The sequence below is a fragment of the Bacillus sp. SG20033 genome (genome assembly GCF_044570195.1).
Taxonomy (GTDB): domain Bacteria; phylum Bacillota; class Bacilli; order Bacillales; family Bacillaceae; genus Bacillus; species Bacillus subtilis.
The window spans coordinates 3,487,311-3,507,763 of record NZ_CP172606.1 but is presented as its reverse complement, the minus strand read 5'-3'; the positions used below and the strand labels follow the sequence as shown (position 1 = coordinate 3,507,763).

Here is a 20,453-nt window from a genome sequence, read left to right as displayed (position 1 = left end):
TTTTCTCGTCTTTGAGATCAGAACCGTTTTAGCAATTAGTCAAGAAAGGAAGGGTCAATCCACTCAGTCGCCCATTTAGAAATCTCACCTAAAATGGGTGCTAGTGCCTTTCCTTTATCAGTCAATGAATATTCGATGCGAACCGGAGTTTCAGGGATGACATCCCGCTTCACTACTCCTTCAAGCTCAAGTTCTTTCAGCCGTTCTGACAGAACTCTGCCGCTTAGATTTGGAAGTGCTGCTTCAATTTCGCTAAATCGCTGCGACCCGTTCAAGAGCTGAAATACGATTAAAGCGACCCAGCGTTTACTTAAGATGTCGACTGCTTTTTCAAATCTAGGACACATTTCTGATTGGTTCATACTTTTCACCTCGTCTGTCACTATTATAACGCAAATAACGAGGGAGGGTATGCAAGCGTGATTGATAAAATATAGAAAGAGAAACAGGGGATTATGAGGAAGAGGCGCGTTTTTTTGCTTCTGAAGACAAAAAATCGAAGTATTTGCTGAGATTTTCAATATCCTGCTTTGAGAGATGTTCCCATTTTTGACTATTGAAAATCGGGAGGTGCTCCGCTCCGCGAGTGACAGCCGTCTGGTAAATTTCATAAACGGATTGATAGCTTTCAGATGCTTCGCGGATTTCTTCAGGAAAGGCCTGAATATGGCCTGCGGCGGCCATTAGGTTTTCGTACGGCACTTTCAGGACGGCTGCCAGTTTTTTAATCGTGGCGGGTTTTGGCGTCCCGCGTTTGCCGTTTTCAATTTTTGAAATGGTGGCCGAGCTGATGCCTGAGTACACCGCAAGCTGATTCACTGTCAGTTTGCGGGCGCGGCGCAGCTCCCGTAATTGCTGTCCGAACGGTGACATGGTCTATCGCCTCACATTTCTATCAAGAGTCAGTCATCAGCAGACCGTTTTTTGGCTTCGTCTGAAATAAACGAAAAATAATGATCCAGCATGAGCAAATCTTCTTTATTGAGATATTGCCATTTTTCGTTCTCAAGAAGCGCAAGGTTTTTCAGGTCATAGGCCTCCGCTTTTTCGAGCAGCTTGCACTTCGTTTCATAAGGAGCCTTGGCTTCATGCACTTCTTCGATGTAACCAGCCTTGTACATAAGCCCCTCATAAGGAATTTTTAAGGCCTCTGCCAGTTTTTTGATGGTGGCAGGTTTGGGAACGCCCCGTTTTCCGTTTTCGATTCTGGAGATGCCGGCCGCGCTTACGCCTGAATAAGTCGCCAGCTGGTTGACTGTTAACTTTCTCTCTTCACGCAATGCCCGTAATTGTTCGCCAAAGCTTTCCATATATCTCACCCCGTCCCTCACTGTTACTCATATTTTAGTATGTTTATTGACTAAAGGGAATAGGTAGACTGGAAATGTATTGACAAAAGTTAACATAAGCCGTAATGTAAAAGTATAGAAAAAAGTTTTTCAGGAATGGAAGGTGAGGAAAGTGCCAGTAGAAAAGATACAGATTAGACGTGATTATGTCTTGCAGTATATGGTTAATAACGATTATTCCCTTAATCAGCTTGCGCTGGAAATCGGAGTCTCACCCGCCACACTGAGCCGCGTGCTGAATGGAGAAAGACGGCCGGGGCAGCTTGTGATCGGTAAAATGCTTCACTATTTTAATTTGAAATTTGAGGATCTTTTTTACTATGATTTTATTGACAAAAGTCAATAAAGTAACAAAAAACGCAAGGAAGCCAAGCGTTTTCTATTCCTATGAATGATGTGTCAGCACAAACCCTGTCACCAGCTCATTGCACGTTTTCCATTGTTTTGTCGGCAATTGATGTCCCTGATATTCCAATCTGAAAAATTCGGCATGTCTGCACGATCTTCGGTAATAGCCTGCGTTTGTAAAGGTCCAGTCCCGCAGGCCGCCATACATAAACAGCATTGGCATGTCTAGGCGGGGCAGTTGTTCAATGCAATTGTAGCCAAGCGAATCCAGATAATACTGATGCCAATGGGCCTGGTCTGCTTTTTTCATATGGTCTGTTAATATGCTGCGAAGCTGTCTGTCTTTTGTGTGGCTGCCAGCGAGGATTTTCATGAGCAAACCGGGGTTTTTTCAAGCAGATACATTCCCAGTTTATGCAGCTTCTGGCCGATTACGTTATGAACAGCTGGGTAGGCGCCGGACAGAATAAGGTGTGACACTTTGTCCGGGCGGGTAAAGCCGATATGCTGCGCGATTAAGCCTCCGGCAGAATACCCGAATAACACAGCTTTATCAATGTGCAAAGCGTCCATGAATTGCGCGATCTCGTTTGCGTAATAGGAAATAGACGCTGGCTGATCGATGTGATCACTATCACCGTGGCCGCTTAAATCGGGAAAAATCACCCTGAAATGCTTGGATAGAAGGCGCTGATAATAAAAAACCTTGCGTCCCATGCCCGGCGGGTGGATAAAAATGATAGGGATTCCCTGTCCATATTCTTCATAAAAAAGATGTTTCTTGCTGTCTATGCTGATAAGCGGCATCGCTTTTCTCCTTTGACCTTTTCATATGAATAGGGTAACCAAGATAAAACGTCTTATCCAGCCTTTTGGCGTCTGATACAGCGTGACATGCCAACCCTTTTCATGTAAAATAGAAGTAATGTAGCCAGTGAGTCTGGAGGTGTATGGGATGCACGCAGTTTTGATTACCTTGTTGGTTATCGTCAGCATTGCACTTATTATTGTCGTTTTGCTTCAATCCAGTAAAAGCGCCGGATTATCTGGCGCGATTTCAGGCGGAGCGGAGCAGCTCTTCGGGAAACAAAAAGCAAGAGGTCTTGATTTAATTTTGCACCGCATTACGGTAGTGCTGGCAGTCTTGTTTTTCGTGTTAACGATTGCGCTTGCTTATATCCTATAGGGCAATGTTTGTATAAGGTCTGATGTGAAGTCAGGCCTTTTTCACGTTTCTGGCTGATATTCAAAACGTTTTTTTCTGATTAAACTGTGGAAAACTAAAATGATCGTGCAGATAGAAAGGGAGACATGAGCATGAAAGTTGTGACACCAAAACCATTTACATTTAAAGGCGGAGACAAAGCGGTGCTTTTGCTGCATGGCTTTACAGGCAATACAGCGGATGTAAGGATGCTGGGACGATATTTGAATGAACGCGGCTATACGTGCCACGCGCCTCAATATGAAGGACATGGCGTCCCGCCTGAAGAACTTGTACATACGGGGCCCGAAGACTGGTGGAAAAACGTAATGGATGGCTATGAATACTTAAAATCTGAAGGCTATGAGAGCATTGCTGCCTGCGGACTGTCGCTTGGCGGGGTTTTTTCGCTGAAATTGGGTTACACTGTACCCATAAAGGGAATTGTCCCAATGTGCGCACCGATGCATATTAAGAGTGAAGAGGTCATGTATCAAGGCGTTCTTTCATACGCTCGCAATTACAAAAAGTTTGAGGGGAAAAGCCCGGAGCAAATTGAAGAGGAAATGAAGGAATTCGAAAAAACGCCGATGAATACCCTCAAGGCGCTGCAAGACTTAATTGCTGATGTGCGGAATAATGTCGATATGATTTATTCACCGACATTTGTGGTGCAGGCCCGTCATGACCACATGATTAATACCGAAAGCGCCAATATTATTTACAACGAAGTGGAAACTGATGATAAACAGCTGAAATGGTACGAGGAATCAGGGCATGTCATTACACTCGACAAAGAACGTGACCTCGTCCATCAGGATGTGTATGAATTTTTAGAGAAGCTCGATTGGTAATCAACAGGAGGTCGGATAATGGAAAAAGAAGCATTTATGGAAAAGCTTCTCTCGTTTATGAAGGAAGAGGCGTACAAACCTCTGACCGTTCAGGAACTTGAGGAGATGTTAAATATTACGGAAGCCGAGGAGTTTAAAGAGCTCGTCAAAGCGTTAGTCGCTTTGGAAGAAAAAGGGCTTATCGTACGGACGAGAAGCGACCGCTACGGCATTCCGGAGAAGATGAATTTAATAAAAGGAAAGATTTCAGCCCATGCGAAAGGATTCGCTTTTTTGCTGCCTGAGGATACGTCGTTAAGTGATGTGTTTATTCCGCCTAATGAGCTAAATACGGCAATGAACGGCGATATCGTCATGGTGCGTCTGAATTCACAGTCAAGCGGCTCCAGGCAGGAAGGAACCGTCATACGGATTTTAGAAAGAGCGATTCAGCGGGTTGTCGGCACGTATACAGAAACGAGAAACTTCGGCTTTGTCATTCCGGACGACAAAAAAATCACGAGTGACATCTTCATTCCGAAAAATGGGAAAAATGGAGCTGCGGAAGGGCATAAGGTTGTTGTCAAGCTGACGAGCTATCCTGAAGGCCGCATGAACGCAGAGGGTGAGGTTGAAACCATTCTCGGCCACAAAAACGACCCGGGCATTGATATTTTATCGGTCATTCATAAGCACGGCCTGCCGGGAGAATTTCCAGCTGACGCGATGGAACAGGCATCAAGTACGCCTGACACGATTGATGAAAAAGATCTGAAAGACCGCCGTGATCTCCGTGACCAGGTGATTGTCACCATTGATGGTGCGGATGCGAAGGATTTGGATGATGCAGTTACCGTGACGAAGCTTGATGATGGAAGCTACAAGCTTGGCGTTCACATAGCTGATGTCAGTCATTACGTAACCGAAAACTCGCCGATTGACAAAGAAGCGCTTGAAAGAGGGACAAGTGTGTATCTGGTTGACCGTGTCATCCCGATGATTCCGCACAGATTGTCAAACGGCATCTGCTCCTTAAATCCAAAGGTTGACCGCCTGACGCTTTCTTGTGAAATGACAATTAACAGTCAGGGACAGGTGACAGAGCACGAGATCTTCCAAAGTGTCATCAAAACAACGGAAAGAATGACATATTCAGATGTGAATAAAATTCTTGTTGACGATGATGAAGAGCTGAAGCAAAAATACGAGCCTCTTGTTCCGATGTTCAAAGACATGGAGCGCCTGGCTCAAATTCTTCGCGATAAGCGGATGGACCGCGGCGCCGTTGACTTTGATTTCAAAGAAGCAAAGGTGCTTGTTGATGACGAAGGAGCGGTTAAAGACGTTGTGATCAGAGAACGCTCTGTCGCCGAGAAGCTGATTGAAGAATTTATGCTTGTAGCAAACGAAACAGTGGCAGAGCATTTCCATTGGATGAACGTCCCGTTTATATACCGGATTCACGAAGAGCCGAATGCTGAAAAGCTGCAAAAGTTTTTAGAATTTGTGACGACATTTGGCTATGTGGTGAAAGGAACGGCGGGGAATATTCATCCGCGCGCGCTGCAAAGCATTCTGGACGCTGTGCGTGACAGACCAGAGGAAACGGTTATATCTACTGTTATGCTCCGTTCGATGAAACAGGCGAAATACGACCCGCAAAGCTTAGGGCACTTCGGTCTGTCAACGGAATTCTATACGCATTTCACATCGCCGATCCGCCGTTATCCGGACTTAATCGTTCACCGCCTGATCCGAACGTATTTGATCAACGGCAAAGTCGATGAAGCGACACAGGAAAAGTGGGCTGAACGCCTGCCGGATATCGCCGAACATACATCATCTATGGAGCGCCGTGCAGTTGACGCCGAGCGTGAGACGGATGATCTGAAAAAAGCGGAATACATGCTTGATAAAATCGGTGAAGAGTTTGACGGCATGATCAGCTCTGTGACAAACTTCGGAATGTTCGTCGAGCTGCCGAATACAATTGAAGGACTCGTCCATGTCAGCTTTATGACAGATGACTACTACCGCTTTGACGAACAGCATTTCGCAATGATTGGCGAGCGGACAGGCAACGTCTTCCGCATCGGGGATGAAATCACAGTCAAGGTTGTCGATGTCAATAAAGATGAGCGCAATATCGACTTTGAAATCGTCGGCATGAAGGGCACTCCGCGGCGTCCGAGAGAATTGGACAGCAGCCGGAGCAGAAAACGCGGAAAGCCTGCCAGAAAACGTGTTCAAAGCACCAATACACCTGTTTCTCCAGCTCCGTCTGAGGAAAAAGGGGAGTGGTTCACTAAGCCGAAGAAGAAAAAGAAAAAACGCGGCTTCCAGAATGCTCCGAAACAGAAACGGAAAAAGAAGAAATAGCAGCTCAACCAGCAAATAGGGCCGCAGCGCTCTATTTGCTTTCTTTCGGAAACAGCTTTTCATTGTAGCAGTACGTGACATTTGGTAAAATAGAGCGTATCGCAAAAGGTGGACAGTTTTTCCTTAGAGAGAGGAGGTTCTAGCATGCCAAAAGGGTCAGGAAAAGTATTATCTCAAAATAAGAAAGCCAATCACGATTATTTTATAGAAGAAACCTATGAAACAGGCATCGTTCTGCAAGGAACCGAAATCAAATCGATTCGCGCCGGCCGCGTAAACCTTAAGGATTCCTTCGCCAAAATCGAACGGGGAGAAGTGTTTCTCCACAATATGCACGTCAGCCCATATGAGCAGGGAAACCGCTATAACCACGATCCGCTTCGGACAAGAAAGCTGTTAATGCACCGCAAGGAGATTAATAAGCTGATCGGGTTAACAAAGGAAAAAGGCTATTCTCTCGTTCCGCTGAAGCTGTATTTAAAAAACGGCTTTGCCAAAGTGCTTCTCGGCCTTGGAAAAGGGAAGAAGAACTATGACAAACGGGAAGATCTGAAGCGCAAGGACGCGAAGCGGGAAATCGAAAGAGCGTTCAGAGACAGTCAAAAAGGCTTCTAAGGCATAGTGCTTGATTCGAAAATCAGGCCTGTGCTATACTGTGTTCACGATCAGATCACGACGCCATTCATTTGAAGGATTTGACAATTGAAAAGAGCCGTGATCATGTTATAATAAGACTATAGCCAGTTTGAGTGAGAGCTTGATATTTTCTCCCGTATTTCCCTTATACCAAGGGGACGTTACGGATTCGACAGGGATGGATCGAGCTTGAGCTGCGAGCCGAGAGGCGATCTCGTAAACACGCACTTAAATATAACTGGCAAAACTAACAGTTTTAACCAAAACGTAGCATTAGCTGCCTAATAAGCGCAGCGAGCTCTTCCTGACATTGCCTATGTGTCTGTGAAGAGCACATCCAAGTAGGCTACGCTTGCGTTCCTGTCTGAGAACGTAAGAAGAGATGAACAGACTAGCTCTCGGAAGGCCCGCCCGCAGGCAAGAAGATGAGTGAAACCATAAATATGCAGGCTACGCTCGTAGACGCTTAAGTAATCGATGTTTCTGGACGTGGGTTCGACTCCCACCGTCTCCATACATACTGACAATAAAGCAGAACCTCTTAAGAGGTTCTGCTTTATTTTTTCTCCAAACCACAGGCACCAAAAAGTGCGTACTTCCATTTCAATCCCAGCTGTTTCATACTGATTGCAGAGCAGATGTTTCACCAATCAGATTTCTGTCAATAAATAAGAGGAATCAAAAACGGAGGGATGAATAATGAAGCTGAATTTACAAGGAAAAACCGCATTGGTGACCGGTTCGACATCAGGGATCGGAAAAGCTATTGCCTCTTCATTAGCTGAAGAAGGTGCGGCAGTGATCATTAACGGACGCCGGGAAGAGAAAGTGAATCAGACGATAGATGAACTGAAAACACAACATGCTGAAGCGGTTCTTTATCCGGCCGCATTTGATTTGGGAACTGAAGAAGGCTGCAATGAGCTGTTTCAGGCATATCCAGAGGTTGATATTTTGGTCAACAATTTAGGGATTTTTGAACCGGCGGAGTACTTTGATATTCCCGACGATGAATGGTTTCGTTTTTTTGAAGTGAATATTATGAGCGGTGTAAGGCTGACACGCAGGTATTTGCATAACATGATAGAGAAAAAAGAAGGGCGTGTGATTTTCATTGCCAGTGAAGCGGCGATTATGCCGTCACAGGAAATGGCCCATTACAGTGCGACAAAAACGATGCAGCTGTCCATTTCCCGCAGTTTGGCGGAGCTGGCAACCGGCACGAATGTCACAGTCAACACCGTCATGCCGGGCTCTACCTTAACAGAGGGTGTGGAAACCATGCTGAACTCGCTGTATCCTGGTGAAAACCTGACTGTTCAAGAAGCTGAGGCACGTTTTATGAAAGAAAACCGGCCGACATCTATTATTCAAAGACTGATCCGTCCGGAAGAAATCGCCCACTTCGTTACATTTTTAAGCAGCCCGCTTTCCTCTGCGATCAATGGAGCGGCACTTCGGGCCGACGGCGGTTTGGTCCGCAGTGTCTTTTAAACCTCTCCCAATAGGAGAGGTTTTTTTATATATTGTTGATTTCCATAAATTTCTCTCGTATAATATCGGTACCAAAATAGTTTTATCGGTACCGAAAGCGGGGGATTAATGTGGAAAAAAGAATTATGGCGGAAACCATCCGGCTGATCAAGCAGAAAGGATTTTCATTTACGATGAATGATTTGGCGGCAGCGCTGGGAACGAGCAAGCGGACGCTCTATGCATATTATTCATCTAAAGATCAGCTTGTTGAGGCGGTTGTCGAACAATTTATAGCTGAAATGAAGCAAATAGAAAGAGACATCTATGAAAATGAAAGCTTAAATGTGCTCGAAAAGGTGAAACAAATGCTGATCAGCCTTCCGCAGGGGATGGAACTGCTGAACATGGGATTATTAAATGAACTAAAGAAATACCATTACGATGCGTGGCTTACATTAGACACGTTTATTAAGGAAGAATGGGCGATTGTCCTAGCATTATTAAACGAGTGCAAACAGCAAAAGAGAATCAGAAACATCAATCCGGACCTGTTTGTTCACATCTATATAGGGAGCATCAACCAAGTGTATGACCCTGAATATCCGCTGAAACATCAGTTCACGACAGGAGAGGTGCTTGAATCAATTGTAGATGTTTTGTTTAACGGTATAACAGCTGATGAGGAGGCTGATGCCACGTGAATTGGGTGTTTCTATGCTTGGCGATTTTGTTTGAGGTTGCGGGGACGGTCAGCATGAAGCTATCGTCCGGTTTTACAAAGCTTATTCCCAGTTTGCTGTTGATTTTCTTTTATGGAGGGAGTCTTTTCTTTCTGACGCTTACGCTTAAATCCATTGATGTATCTGTTGCTTATGCTGTATGGTCAGGGATGGGAATTGTCCTCATTACAGTCGTTGGTTTTTTGTTTTTTCAAGAACATGTGAGTGTCATGAAAGTCATTTCAATTGGATTGATTATTGCCGGTGTTGTGTCTTTAAACCTGATCGAGCATGCTGCGGTGTCTGAGCCGGTACATAAAAGCGGGCAGTACAAATGAGATATATGAAGCTGTTTTTTCTCGTGACTGATATCGGTTTTATCTTGTACTGGCTGTCAGCCGGATTTTCGCTCATACCGGAAAGCTGGGCTTTTAAACATCATGAACATCCGTTTATGATCGCTTGGAACTGGTCTTTTTTTCCGCTGGATATCCTGATTTCTGTCACAGGGTTGTACAGCTTGTACCTACAGCGGGTGAATCGTGCTGACTGGAAGCTGATGGCGCTGATTTCTCTTGTGCTGACCTGTTGTTCAGGTCTGCAGGCGCTATCATTCTGGACATTCAGCAGTGACTTTGATCTTGTGTGGTGGCTGTTTAATGGGTATCTATTGATTTATCCTTTATTTTTTATTCACCTGCTCTTGAAGGAAGGCAGAAGGACAAAACAGTCCTGACAGGTGCCGCTTTTATGATAATAAACTGATGTAATGAAGCAGAGGCGGTATAAGTCTCTGTTTTTTTATCGGGCGCACCAATTGAGAAGCTAACCGCGTTTTTGGGCATACTAAAGCGAAGAAACGGGAAAAGTTCTACACATTCATTGAAAAGGATTTTGTCAAATGAACAAAACTGCTGCGAACAATCAAAGAATCATGCCTATCGTGAAGGATGCCTTTCGCATTCATGCAAATCCATTTCCTTGGAAAAAGGCTATCGGATCAGGTTTCGCTTCAGGGTTTCCTGTGCTGGTCGGTGCATTGGCAGGTCACACGGATTACGGATTAATTGCAAGTATCGGAGGCTTTGTTTATTTATATGCTGGCGGTGAATCGTACAAAAAGCGCGCCTTGAAGCTGTTCTTGGTTTCTATTGGGATCGCCCTCTCATTTGGTTTGGGGACGCTTTTGTCCGGGATGCTTTGGATGATGGCGGCTGTTTTGGGGCTGATCGGTGCAGCGGCGATGTTTATTTTTAGCGCGCTCGGCATTCAAGGCCCTGCGCCGATGTTTTTTGTCCTTGCCTTTTTAGTCAGTTCCGGGCTGCCGGCCGATCCTTCACAAGCGCTGTTCAGAGCGGGACTGACGTTTCTCGGTGGCATTTTCGCCATGGGTATCGCTTTAATCGGCTGGTTATGGAACAAACATGGACCGGAGGGAGCGGTGCTGCAAAAAACATATCATCAGCTGGCTGCATGTCTTTCAGCCGTCGGAACGCCAGGTTTTCATAACGCACAGCATCAGACGGTGCTCATGCTTAGAACAGCCCGCCAAACGGTTCTTGGGAAAGGGAACAGACGGAAAAAATCGCGGCATGATGAACGATTTTTTCGCCTCCTTGAGAAAGCTGACGACATATTTATTGCCATTATTCATTTTTCAGCTGAAACGCCGGACAGAGAGACCGCGCAGATTGAAAAGGCACTTCGCCAAACCGGAGATATGCTTGCGCATGCACGGGTTTCCGGTACGTTTCAGATTAATGAGAACGAATCTGAGCCTAGGCGGAAGCTGTTTGAAGAAATCAATGAGGTTTTGCATATCGCTTTAGGACGTTTTGATAAGCAGCTTGACGGGGAACCGAGCCGCCTGCCATCCTCTTTTTACTTTTTGAGAAATGCTTTTGACTGGAAGTCTCCGGTTTTGATTAGAGCGTTAAAGTACGGAATTGTTCTGTTTGCCGCCGATATGTTTGCCCTCGCATTCGGCTTTGCACGTTCCTATTGGATTCCGCTTTCGGCAGCAGCGGTCATGCTTGGCACTACTGTGGTTTTTACGCTTCACAGGGCTATTCAGCGTTCTGCCGGAACGGTGATCGGTGTTATGCTGGCAGGCGCAATCTTGTTTTTTAAGCCGGGCGGTGTTTATATTGCGTTATGTATTGCAGCGCTGCAATGTCTTCTTGAGATGCTGATCGTCCGCAATTATGCGCTGGCTGTTCCCTTTTTAACCGCAAATGCGCTTGTTATCACAGAAAGTATGCATGGCGGCGAGGGCGCCGGTTATTTTATAATAGCGAGACTGACTGATGTAGCTGTCGGCAGCGTGATCGGGCTATTGGGAACAATGCTTTTGTGGCGGCGGTTTTCAACGAAGCGACTGCCTGAACTGATGAGGAACGTCATCCGGCTGGAAGGGCAGTTTATGGAGAAACTGTTAACCGGGCAGAATGCCGACGAACACAAGTTAAGGGTGAGTCTTGTCAGGCTTCGGGATGCGTATGACAAGGCCCTTGGAGAGTTTCCTCATGCGAATGCGGAGGCGCTCTGGCCTGCCATTTCCGGTGCTCAGCACTTAGGGTACTATTTGCTTTCGGCCCAAGCTCACCGCCGTCCGCCTGCTCCGTTTTCTGATGAAGAGATCAACCAGCTGCGGGCGTTTTTTGAACAGGCTGAGCAATCCTTTAACATGAAAAGGATGCCTGCGGATATTCAAGTGCCGCATGTCCCTCATTATCCTCGAATCAGTAAAGAACTGTCCGTGCTGTATTCCGGCTTGAGAACAGCTTTTGAAAAGAAAGCTGTTTGGAAAGTTAAATAATCTTTAATTCGAGATGTTTTACTTGAAAGTAAATTTCTTTGTCTCTATAATAAAGTCTAAGAGAGACAGAATAATCATTATGCATCTGTATGATAATAATTGATGTGTGATTTTTAAAAACGAAAGGGCTGGTAAAAATGGCAAAAGTATTATATATCACTGCTCATCCGCATGACGAAGCAACTTCGTACAGTATGGCAACAGGTAAAGCATTTATCGAATCTTACAAAGAAGCGAATCCAAATGATGAAGTTGTACATATCGATTTGTACAAAGAAAACATCCCGCACATTGACGCAGATGTATTCAGCGGATGGGGAAAGCTTCAGTCAGGTACAGGCTTTGAAGAGCTTTCTGAAAGCGAAAAAGCGAAAGTAGGCCGTTTGGGAGAGCTTAGCGATCAATTTGCATCAGCTGATAAGTACGTATTTGTTACACCTTTATGGAACTTCTCATTCCCGCCAGTGATGAAAGCGTATCTCGATTCTGTTGCTGTTGCAGGAAAATCATTCAAATACACAGAACAAGGTCCTGTCGGCTTGTTAACTGATAAAAAAGCAATTCATATCCAAGCCCGCGGCGGCTACTATTCAGAAGGCCCTGCGGCTGAGATGGAAATGGGGCACCGCTACATCGGCATCATGATGAACTTCTTCGGCGTACCATCATTCGATGGCATTTTCGTAGAGGGACATAATGCGGAGCCTGATAAAGCACAGCAAATCAAAGAAGACGCGATTGCGCGTGCGAAAGAAGCAGGAAAAACATTCTAATGAAAAAGCCTCCCCTTATTTGGGGAGGCTTTTGTTTTATTGCTCCAGCATAATGGTTCGTTTCTCTTTACTGCTTTTCATCGCGGCTTCAATGATGCGGATGACATTGATACCTTCCTCAGCAGTGACTGGCAGCGCAGCACCTTCTCGTATGCTTTCCGCTATTTTACGGTAATAAGTAAGGTAGGAGCCATTTACTGATGGAATCGTTTCTGTTTTTTTGTCGGAGCCACGAATGGTTGTAAGCTGTCCGTAAAACTCCGGATCATCTGCACCCCAGCTGTCATCCTCTGGTTTTCTTCCCGCTCTGAGTGCGTCTTCCTGTCCGTCAATTCCGTATTTGATAAAGCTGGAATCTTTTCCATGGATTTGATAACGAGGTCCGTTTGCCGGAACGATTGATCCTCCGTATAGAATGGCTTGAAGCTTGCCATAATCCAGGGTTAAATGAAAATAGTCAACCGTTTCGGCATTTTCCCGCTGGGCCATCACGTTTGCAGTCACGGCTTTAGGCATCCCAAACAAATGCAGGGTTTGGTCTATGATGTGGGAGCCGAGATCATACAGCGTACCAGTGGCAATGCCTTCTTTTTCCCGCCACCGCGCTTGAACTTCAGGTCTGTAGCGGTCATAGGAAACTTGATATGTATTGATATCTTCAAGGGATCCCTCAGAGATCAGCTTTTTAATCGTTAAAAAATCGTTATCCCAGCGTCGGTTATGATATACGCTTAATAATACGCCTTTTTCATCGGCAGCCCTTTTTAATGTTTCCCCCTCTTCGGCCGTTGCTGTCATTGGTTTTTCCATCACAACATGTTTTCCGGCCTGTATGCATGCCATAGCATGCTCGTAATGAAGGCCGCTCGGGGTGGTGACAATGACAAGCTCAATGGCAGGGTCATTTGTGATTTCCTCAAGCTCATGTACAACCTCAGCATCTGGAAAGTCCCGTTTCACTTCTTCTGTCCGTGATGTCATGATTTTGCTGATTTGATATTCATCCAGAACATCCAGCAGCGGCCCGTGAAAAACAGAACCGGACAATCCGTATCCTAATATTCCAACCTTGATCGTATCCACTTTTCTTCTCCCCTTTAAAAGCGTTATCAACAGAAGTATATACCCTCCTGATCAAATGGTAAAACCGAACTGATTCATTTTTTGCGTCGGCATGCTTAGACAACCGTTTGGACAATCAGTATAATGGGAATTAATATCATTAAACAGAGGTGTACGCATGGAAAAGCATAACGAACATAAAACATTAAACCATAAAAGCTCGAAAGAAAAGGATCAGATTACAAACCGGCTTAAGCGGATTGAGGGCCAGGTCAGAGGCATTCAAAACATGGTGGAAAACGACAGATATTGTGTAGATATTCTTGTGCAAATTTCAGCTGTTCAGGCGGCAATGAAAAATGTGGCGCTTCATTTGCTTGAGGATCATGCCCATCATTGTGTAGCAGATGCCATCAAAAGCGGAGACGGGGAACAGGCCATTTCTGAGCTTTTGGACGTATTTAAAAAGTTCACAAAATCATAAAGCGTTTTTTTATTGTAATACCCTACGGGGGTATGGTAGGATGAAAATAGAAAGAATAAACAGGAGGAATTTGATATGGAACAAAAAACATTGCAAGTTGAAGGAATGTCCTGTCAGCACTGCGTCAAAGCAGTAGAAACGAGCGTAGGAGAACTGGACGGCGTCAGTGCCGTTCATGTCAATCTGGAAGCGGGTAAAGTCGATGTTTCGTTTGATGCTGACAAAGTATCAGTCAAAGATATTGCGGATGCGATAGAAGATCAGGGCTATGATGTAGCCAAGTGATTCAAGGTATCGCGCCTTTAGGGAGGCGCGATATTTCTTTCATTTTTATATACCCCCCAGGTGTATATAAAGGAGTGAGTATGTTGAGTGAACAAAAGGAAATTGCGATGCAGGTCTCTGGTATGACCTGTGCGGCATGTGCTGCCAGAATTGAAAAAGGCCTGAAGCGGATGCCCGGTGTCACGGATGCAAATGTTAATCTGGCAACGGAAACATCAAATGTAATCTACGATCCTGCTGAAACAGGGACTGCAGCGATTCAGGAAAAAATAGAGAAGCTGGGCTATCACGTCGTTACAGAAAAAGCTGAATTCGATATTGAGGGCATGACCTGTGCGGCTTGCGCCAATCGGATTGAAAAACGGCTTAACAAAATAGAAGGCGTCGCAAACGCACCAGTAAACTTCGCTTTAGAAACAGTTACGGTTGAATACAATCCAAAAGAAGCGTCTGTCGGCGATTTGAAAGAAGCGGTAGATAAGCTTGGATATAAGCTAAAGTTGAAGGGTGAACAGGACAGTGAGGCTGCTGCTAGTAAAAAGAAAGAAGAACGGAAGCAAACGGCGAGACTGATTTTTTCAGCTGTCCTGTCATTTCCATTGCTTTGGGCGATGGTGAGCCATTTTACATTTACATCATTCATTTGGGTACCGGATATATTTCTCAATCCGTGGATGCAATTTGCGCTGGCGACACCAGTCCAGTTTCTGATCGGCTGGCCGTTTTATGTGGGTGCGTATAAGGCGCTCAGAAATAAAAGCGCCAATATGGATGTATTGGTCGCCCTCGGTACGACGGCTGCTTACGCTTATAGTCTTTATCTTACTTTTCAAAGCCTTGGCTCTCACGGGCATACAGACGGCCTTTACTATGAAACAAGCGCGATTTTGCTGACGCTGATTTTATTAGGCAAGTTGTTTGAAACAAAAGCAAAAGGCCGTTCCTCGGATGCGATTAAAAAGCTGATGAAGCTTCAAGCGAAAACAGCTACTGTTGTAAGAGACGGACAGGAGCAAATCATCCCGATCGACGAAGTGCTTGTTAATGACATTGTTTACGTCAAACCTGGCGAACGAATTCCTGTCGACGGAGAAGTGGTTGTAGGCCGTTCAGCGGTTGACGAATCGATGATTACAGGAGAAAGTCTTCCTGTTGACAAAAATCCTGGTGACAGCGTGACAGGTTCAACCGTTAACGCAAACGGCTTTCTGAAAATTAAAGCTGTCAACGTCGGAAAGGATACTGCGCTTTCTCATATCATCAAAATTGTTGAGGAAGCACAAGGGTCAAAAGCGCCGATCCAGCGTCTCGCTGACCAGATTTCAGGCATTTTTGTGCCCATTGTATTGGGGATTGCCGTTCTCACTTTTCTCATTTGGTACCTTTGGGCGGCTCCTGGCGATTTTGCTGAAGCGATCAGCAAGTTCATTGCGGTTCTTGTCATTGCCTGTCCTTGCGCCCTCGGTCTTGCCACTCCGACAAGCATAATGGCTGGATCTGGACGCGCTGCTGAATTCGGGATTTTATTTAAAGGCGGCGAGCATTTAGAAAAAACACATCGTCTCGATACCATTGTTCTTGATAAAACCGGAACCGTGACAAACGGAAAGCCGCGTCTGACGGATGCCATTCCATTCGGCTGTTTTGAAGAAAAAGATTTGCTTCAATTTGCAGCGGCAGCCGAAACGGGGTCAGAGCATCCGCTTGGCGAAGCAATTGTGGCTGGCGTGAAAGTAAAAGGGCTTGAGATACCGAAGCTTACCCGCTTTGAAGCAAAAGTCGGCGCAGGCATTTTGGCTGAAGCCGGAGGAAAAAGCATTCTCGTCGGCACAAGAAAATTAATGGAGAGCGAACAGGTTGAGCATGGGGCTCTTCTCGCCCAAATGGAAGAGCTAGAGGCCGAAGGGAAAACAGTTATGCTTGTATCCATTGATGGAGAAGCAGCGGGGCTAGTAGCGGTTGCAGATACGATTAAGGATACGTCACGGAAGGCTGTTGCCCGTCTGAAAGAGTTGGGCCTTGATGTCATCATGATGACAGGAGACAATCGCAGAACCGCAGAAGCCATTGCGAAGGAAGCGGGAATTACGAATATCATTGCGGAAGTCCTTCCTGAACAAAAGGCAGCAGAAATTGCCCGCTTGCAAAAAGAAGGCCGCCAGACAGCAATGGTAGGCGACGGAATTAACGATGCGCCGGCGCTTGCCACAGCTGACATCGGCATGGCGATTGGAACTGGCACGGACATTGCCATGGAAACAGCAGACATTACACTGATTCGCGGCGATCTGAACAGTATTGCCGACGCAATCCGCATGAGCAGATTGACAATGAAAAACATTAAACAAAATTTATTCTGGGCGCTTGGCTATAACAGCCTCGGCATCCCAATCGCAGCACTTGGATTTTTAGCACCGTGGATAGCAGGAGCAGCAATGGCATTCAGCTCCGTTTCCGTTGTTCTGAATGCACTTCGTCTGCAAAAAGTAAAATGAAAAACCGGCTATATGCCGGTTTTTGTTTTTCATTGACACTTTCTTGGAAAACAACATATAATAGGTGTAACTTATATATGAGTATATGCTCATATATATTAAAATGAATGCAATACTCATTGATACGCTTTGAAGAGGGAACCCTAAATCGGAAGGTAAGGTGAGACTAGTGAAACAGGAATACGTTCTGGACGGTTTGGATTGCAGCAATTGTGCCCAAAAAATCGAAAATGGAGTCAAAGGCATAAAAGGCATTGACGGATGCGCGGTAAATTTTGCGGCAAGCACCTTAACTGTCTCAGCCGATGGGAAAGAAGAGCAATGGGTCACGAATAAAGTAGAGAAAAAAGTGAAATCAATTGATCCGCATGTAACGGTTCGCCAAAAGCATACAAAGAAATCAGCTGATGATGGTTATCGTAATCGAATGGTCAATATGCTGATCAGAATGGCGGCGGCTGTCATTCTCGGCGCAGCGGCATATTTGGTTCATTCGGGAACCATTGAACTTTTCCTTTTCCTCGCTGCTTATTTGATCATTGGCGGTGACATTATGATCCGCGCAGCCAAAAACATCATCCGCGGTCAGGTGTTTGATGAGCATTTCTTAATGGCTCTTGCTACAATCGGCGCCTTTCTGATTCAGCAATACCCTGAGGGCGTCGCCGTTATGCTGTTTTATCAAATCGGTGAGCTTTTTCAAGGTGCCGCGGTCAGCCGTTCCAGAAAATCAATTAGTGCGTTAATGGACATACGGCCTGATTACGCCAATCTCAAAACAAAGAACGGCATCGAACAGGTTTCCCCGGAGGACGTTCAGACAGGAGACATCATTGTGGTTAATCCGGGAGAAAGCATACCCCTGGACGGTAAGGTCGTGCAAGGGTCAGCGATGGTTGATACATCTGCTTTAACAGGTGAGTCCGTTCCGAGAAAAGCTGCGGAAGGACAAGATGTAATGTCAGGCTTTATCAATCAAAACGGCGTTCTGCATATTGAAGTCACAAAGGGCTATCAGGAATCAGCAGTATCAAAAATATTAGACTTGGTTCAGAATGCGAGCAGCCGTAAAGCCCGGACAGAAAACTTTATCACGAAGTTTGCCAAGTATTATACACCTGCTGTTGTGATCATCGCGGTATTGCTGGCCTTTGTTCCGCCGCTTGTTCTTTCTGGCGCCGCGCTTTCCGATTGGGTGTACCGCGCGCTTATCTTTTTAGTGATTTCTTGTCCTTGTGCGCTTGTTGTCTCCATTCCGCTCGGTTTCTTCGGCGGAATCGGAGCGGCCTCAAAGGCCGGAGTGCTTGTAAAGGGAAGCAATTATTTAGAAGCTTTGAATCAAGTCAAATACGCGGTGTTTGATAAAACGGGAACACTAACAAAAGGAAGCTTTGAAGTGACAGAAATCAAACCCGCGGAAGGTTTTACAAAGGATAGATTACTTGAAGCGGCGGCATACGCTGAGCTTCATTCACAGCATCCGATTGCTGAATCTGTGCGTAAAGCTTACGGGAAAATGCTTTCCTCCGATGAGATTGAGTCATACGAAGAAATCTCCGGTCACGGCATTTTTGCAAAGGTAAATGGAACTGAGATCCTTGCTGGGAATAAAAAGCTCATGGAAAGAGAACAAATTGAGGATGTCCCGGATGAAAATGCTGGAACAATCGTACACGTTGCTGTTGATCAACGCTATGCCGGAGCAATCATCATAGCGGATGAGATAAAGGAAGACGCAGCACAAGCGGTTGCTGATCTGAAGTCGCTTGGGATCAAACAGACAGCTATGCTGACGGGTGATTCGAAACAAACGGGAGAAGCCGTCGGAAAACAGCTTGGGATTGGTGAGGTATATGCAGAGCTGCTGCCGCAAGATAAAGTCGCGCAGGTCGAAGCATTGGAAGCTAAGCTTTCACCTAATGAAAAACTCATTTTTGTCGGTGACGGCATCAATGATACGCCGGTGCTTGCCCGCGCAGATATAGGGATCGCGATGGGAGGCCTTGGCTCAGACGCCGCAGTAGAAGCCGCAGACATCGTGCTGATGACAGATCAGCCGTCAAAAATAGCGGAAGCGATTCGGATTGCGAAACGGACACGGCGAATCGTGTGGCAAAACATCGGCTTTGCTTTAGGTGTGAAAGCGATCTTTCTCATTCTTGGTGCATTTGGAATTGCGACCATGTGGGAAGCGGTTTTCTCAGATGTCGGCGTTACACTGCTTGCTGTGGCGAACGCCATGCGCGTCATGCGTCTCAAAAACAAATAAATTGTCGGAGAGAATTCATTTTTTCGGGGTTTTCTTATCAGCGCTTGTCTTGTTAAAATAAAGAAGTGGGTCAATTGCGATCCGCTTCTTTTTTAATTTTAAAACGATGAGGTGTCGGAGTGAAAAAGAAACAGCAGTCTTCTGCGAAATTCGCGGTCATCCTTACGGTTGTGGTTGTTGTATTGCTAGCAGCCATTGTCATCATTAATAACAAAACGGAACAAGGTAATGATGCGGTGTCCGGGCAGCCGTCTATCAAAGGGCAGCCTGTGCTTGGCAAGGACGATGCACCGGTAACTGTAGTAGAATTCGGAGATTACAAATGTCCGTCTTGCAAGGTGTTTAACAGTGACATCTTTCCAAAAATACAAAAAGACTTTATTGATAAGGGCGATGTGAAATTTTCTTTCGTGAACGTCATGTTCCATGGAAAAGGTTCAAGGTTAGCGGCTCTTGCATCTGAAGAAGTATGGAAGGAAGACCCTGACTCTTTCTGGGATTTCCATGAAAAGCTGTTCGAAAAACAGCCGGATACGGAACAGGAATGGGTAACCCCAGGCCTCCTTGGTGATCTTGCAAAAAGCACCACAAAGATAAAACCTGAGACGCTCAAGGAAAATCTTGATAAGGAAACATTCGCTTCTCAAGTGGAAAAGGATTCTGACCTTAATCAAAAAATGAACATACAGGCAACACCGACGATTTACGTCAATGATAAAGTGATCAAAAATTTTGCGGATTATGATGAAATCAAAGAGACAATAGAAAAAGAGCTGAAAGGGAAGTAACGATATGAAAAATAGAATCGTATTTTTATATGCTTCTTGGGTTGTAGCTCTTATCGCTATGCTGGGCAGCCTGTATTTCAGTGAAATCAGAAAGTTTATTCCATGTGAACTGTGCTGGTACCAGCGTATCCTCATGTATCCGCTCGTCCTGATTTTAGGCATCGCCACCTTTCAAGGGGACACACGAGTGAAAAAATATGTGCTCCCGATGGCGATTATAGGGGCATTCATTTCGATCATGCATTACTTAGAGCAAAAAGTGCCCGGCTTTAGCGGCATTAAGCCATGTGTCAGCGGCGTGCCGTGCTCGGGCCAATATATTAACTGGTTTGGTTTTATTACGATTCCATTCCTGGCCCTGATTGCTTTTATCCTGATTATCATTTTTATGTGCCTGCTGAAAGGCGAAAAATCTGAATAACAAAAAAAGCGCCCGCGTATGCCGGGCGCTTTTTTAATTTCGCAAACTCATGCCATTCATCAATGCGGCATTCCCTCTAAATTTATCTTTTTTTCTCATAAAAATGTTATTGAT

General features: G+C 45.4%; 21 protein-coding genes, 1 other RNA gene and 1 pseudogene. 18 read left to right on the top strand and 5 right to left on the bottom strand.

Annotated elements, in window-relative coordinates; genetic code table 11:
- Positions 1-35: 35 nt before the first annotated feature.
- The 3 genes from catR to rghR form a co-directional block, all read right to left on the bottom strand.
- Positions 36-362 (bottom strand): catDE operon transcriptional regulator CatR, encoded by a 327-nt coding sequence (catR, locus tag ACFVP7_RS18535; protein ID WP_003242888.1) that lies wholly within the window; start codon positions 360-362, stop codon positions 36-38.
- 91 nt (positions 363-453) lie between these two features.
- Positions 454-873, bottom strand: a complete 420-nt coding sequence (locus ACFVP7_RS18530) for a helix-turn-helix domain-containing protein (RefSeq protein ID WP_014480905.1) — start codon at positions 871-873, stop codon at positions 454-456.
- A gap of 29 nt (positions 874-902) precedes the next feature.
- Positions 903-1,310: a transcriptional repressor RghR gene (gene rghR / locus ACFVP7_RS18525; protein WP_014665397.1), complete on the bottom strand. Its 408-nt coding sequence runs from the start codon at positions 1,308-1,310 to the stop codon at positions 903-905.
- A gap of 151 nt (positions 1,311-1,461) precedes the next feature.
- Between rghR and ACFVP7_RS18520 the strand changes: the two genes are divergently transcribed.
- The gene (locus tag ACFVP7_RS18520) at positions 1,462-1,695 is read left to right on the top strand and encodes a helix-turn-helix transcriptional regulator (protein WP_003220031.1); all 234 of its coding nucleotides are present in this window, start codon (positions 1,462-1,464) and stop codon (positions 1,693-1,695) included.
- Between the two features lie 39 nt (positions 1,696-1,734).
- Here the strand turns inward: ACFVP7_RS18520 and ACFVP7_RS18515 are convergent.
- Positions 1,735-2,504, bottom strand: a pseudogene (locus ACFVP7_RS18515) (alpha/beta fold hydrolase).
- 148 nt (positions 2,505-2,652) lie between these two features.
- Between ACFVP7_RS18515 and secG the strand changes: the two are divergent.
- The 11 genes from secG (at position 2,653) to azoRB (ending at position 12,535) form a co-directional block, all read left to right on the top strand.
- Entirely contained in the window at positions 2,653-2,883 is a 231-nt protein-coding gene (secG, locus tag ACFVP7_RS18510) for a preprotein translocase subunit SecG (RefSeq protein WP_003220028.1), read from the top strand.
- A 131-nt stretch (positions 2,884-3,014) separates the two neighbouring features.
- On the top strand, positions 3,015-3,755 hold the full coding sequence (locus ACFVP7_RS18505; RefSeq protein WP_003242610.1) for a carboxylesterase: 741 nt from the start codon (positions 3,015-3,017) through the stop codon (positions 3,753-3,755).
- Between the two features lie 18 nt (positions 3,756-3,773).
- Positions 3,774-6,113, top strand: a complete 2,340-nt coding sequence (gene rnr, locus ACFVP7_RS18500) for a ribonuclease R (RefSeq protein WP_003228386.1) — start codon at positions 3,774-3,776, stop codon at positions 6,111-6,113.
- A gap of 144 nt (positions 6,114-6,257) precedes the next feature.
- The gene (gene smpB / locus ACFVP7_RS18495; RefSeq protein ID WP_003220025.1) at positions 6,258-6,728 is read left to right on the top strand and encodes an SsrA-binding protein; all 471 of its coding nucleotides are present in this window, start codon (positions 6,258-6,260) and stop codon (positions 6,726-6,728) included.
- A gap of 175 nt (positions 6,729-6,903) precedes the next feature.
- Positions 6,904-7,266, top strand: a transfer-messenger RNA (tmRNA) gene (gene ssrA, locus ACFVP7_RS18490).
- A gap of 182 nt (positions 7,267-7,448) precedes the next feature.
- The gene (locus tag ACFVP7_RS18485; RefSeq protein WP_003228388.1) at positions 7,449-8,243 is read left to right on the top strand and encodes an SDR family NAD(P)-dependent oxidoreductase; all 795 of its coding nucleotides are present in this window, start codon (positions 7,449-7,451) and stop codon (positions 8,241-8,243) included.
- 110 nt (positions 8,244-8,353) lie between these two features.
- The gene (locus ACFVP7_RS18480) at positions 8,354-8,926 is read left to right on the top strand and encodes a TetR/AcrR family transcriptional regulator (protein WP_169037688.1); all 573 of its coding nucleotides are present in this window, start codon (positions 8,354-8,356) and stop codon (positions 8,924-8,926) included.
- Positions 8,923-9,282, top strand: a complete 360-nt coding sequence (locus ACFVP7_RS18475) for a multidrug efflux SMR transporter (protein WP_003228392.1) — start codon at positions 8,923-8,925, stop codon at positions 9,280-9,282. The genes ACFVP7_RS18480 and ACFVP7_RS18475 overlap by 4 nt, the downstream gene beginning before the upstream one ends.
- Positions 9,279-9,680 (top strand): YvaD family protein, encoded by a 402-nt coding sequence (locus ACFVP7_RS18470; protein ID WP_169037689.1) that lies wholly within the window; start codon positions 9,279-9,281, stop codon positions 9,678-9,680. Before ACFVP7_RS18475 ends, ACFVP7_RS18470 begins: the two co-directional genes overlap by 4 nt.
- A 165-nt stretch (positions 9,681-9,845) precedes the next feature.
- Positions 9,846-11,762, top strand: coding sequence for an FUSC family protein (locus ACFVP7_RS18465; RefSeq protein WP_169037690.1), 1,917 nt, complete (start codon positions 9,846-9,848; stop codon positions 11,760-11,762).
- A 137-nt stretch (positions 11,763-11,899) separates the two neighbouring features.
- The gene (gene azoRB / locus ACFVP7_RS18460; protein WP_003243587.1) at positions 11,900-12,535 is read left to right on the top strand and encodes an FMN-dependent NADH-azoreductase AzoRB; all 636 of its coding nucleotides are present in this window, start codon (positions 11,900-11,902) and stop codon (positions 12,533-12,535) included.
- 36 nt (positions 12,536-12,571) lie between these two features.
- On the opposite strand, the gene iolW is transcribed toward azoRB, so the two are convergent.
- Positions 12,572-13,648 (bottom strand): scyllo-inositol 2-dehydrogenase, encoded by a 1,077-nt coding sequence (gene iolW, locus ACFVP7_RS18455; protein ID WP_152425607.1) that lies wholly within the window; start codon positions 13,646-13,648, stop codon positions 12,572-12,574.
- Positions 13,649-13,775: 127 nt separating this feature from the next.
- On the opposite strand from iolW, the gene csoR reads away from it, so the two are divergent.
- The 6 genes from csoR to ACFVP7_RS18425 all read left to right on the top strand — a co-directional run bounded on the left by csoR (position 13,776) and on the right by ACFVP7_RS18425 (position 20,339).
- A complete protein-coding gene (gene csoR / locus ACFVP7_RS18450) occupies positions 13,776-14,081 on the top strand; it encodes a copper-sensing transcriptional repressor CsoR (RefSeq protein ID WP_003228404.1) in 306 nt (101 codons plus the stop codon).
- Between the two features lie 75 nt (positions 14,082-14,156).
- Entirely contained in the window at positions 14,157-14,366 is a 210-nt protein-coding gene (gene copZ / locus ACFVP7_RS18445; RefSeq protein ID WP_003244260.1) for a copper chaperone CopZ, read from the top strand.
- Between the two features lie 83 nt (positions 14,367-14,449).
- Positions 14,450-16,861: a copper-exporting P-type ATPase CopA gene (gene copA / locus ACFVP7_RS18440; protein ID WP_169037691.1), complete on the top strand. Its 2,412-nt coding sequence runs from the start codon at positions 14,450-14,452 to the stop codon at positions 16,859-16,861.
- Positions 16,862-17,021: 160 nt separating this feature from the next.
- Positions 17,022-19,130, top strand: a complete 2,109-nt coding sequence (locus tag ACFVP7_RS18435) for a heavy metal translocating P-type ATPase (protein ID WP_338730906.1) — start codon at positions 17,022-17,024, stop codon at positions 19,128-19,130.
- A gap of 119 nt (positions 19,131-19,249) precedes the next feature.
- A complete protein-coding gene (gene bdbD, locus ACFVP7_RS18430; RefSeq protein WP_003228414.1) occupies positions 19,250-19,918 on the top strand; it encodes a disulfide bond formation protein BdbD in 669 nt (222 codons plus the stop codon).
- Positions 19,919-19,922: 4 nt separating this feature from the next.
- The gene (locus tag ACFVP7_RS18425; protein ID WP_003228417.1) at positions 19,923-20,339 is read left to right on the top strand and encodes a disulfide oxidoreductase; all 417 of its coding nucleotides are present in this window, start codon (positions 19,923-19,925) and stop codon (positions 20,337-20,339) included.
- The last annotated feature ends 114 nt before the right edge of the window (positions 20,340-20,453 follow it).

Bases quoted from the DNA above. Each gene is read 5' to 3' on its own strand.
- catR (WP_003242888.1), bottom strand. From the start codon at position 362: ATGAACCAATCAGAAATGTGTCCTAGATTTGAAAAAGCAGTCGACATC.
- ACFVP7_RS18530 (WP_014480905.1), bottom strand. From the start codon at position 873: ATGTCACCGTTCGGACAGCAATTACGGGAGCTGCGCCGCGCCCGCAAA.
- rghR (WP_014665397.1), bottom strand. From the start codon at position 1,310: ATGGAAAGCTTTGGCGAACAATTACGGGCATTGCGTGAAGAGAGAAAG.
- secG (WP_003220028.1), top strand. From the start codon at position 2,653: ATGCACGCAGTTTTGATTACCTTGTTGGTTATCGTCAGCATTGCACTT.
- ACFVP7_RS18505 (WP_003242610.1), top strand. From the start codon at position 3,015: ATGAAAGTTGTGACACCAAAACCATTTACATTTAAAGGCGGAGACAAA.
- rnr (WP_003228386.1), top strand. From the start codon at position 3,774: ATGGAAAAAGAAGCATTTATGGAAAAGCTTCTCTCGTTTATGAAGGAA.
- smpB (WP_003220025.1), top strand. From the start codon at position 6,258: ATGCCAAAAGGGTCAGGAAAAGTATTATCTCAAAATAAGAAAGCCAAT.
- ACFVP7_RS18485 (WP_003228388.1), top strand. From the start codon at position 7,449: ATGAAGCTGAATTTACAAGGAAAAACCGCATTGGTGACCGGTTCGACA.
- ACFVP7_RS18470 (WP_169037689.1), top strand. From the start codon at position 9,279: ATGAGATATATGAAGCTGTTTTTTCTCGTGACTGATATCGGTTTTATC.
- ACFVP7_RS18465 (WP_169037690.1), top strand. From the start codon at position 9,846: ATGAACAAAACTGCTGCGAACAATCAAAGAATCATGCCTATCGTGAAG.
- azoRB (WP_003243587.1), top strand. From the start codon at position 11,900: ATGGCAAAAGTATTATATATCACTGCTCATCCGCATGACGAAGCAACT.
- csoR (WP_003228404.1), top strand. From the start codon at position 13,776: ATGGAAAAGCATAACGAACATAAAACATTAAACCATAAAAGCTCGAAA.
- copZ (WP_003244260.1), top strand. From the start codon at position 14,157: ATGGAACAAAAAACATTGCAAGTTGAAGGAATGTCCTGTCAGCACTGC.
- ACFVP7_RS18425 (WP_003228417.1), top strand. From the start codon at position 19,923: ATGAAAAATAGAATCGTATTTTTATATGCTTCTTGGGTTGTAGCTCTT.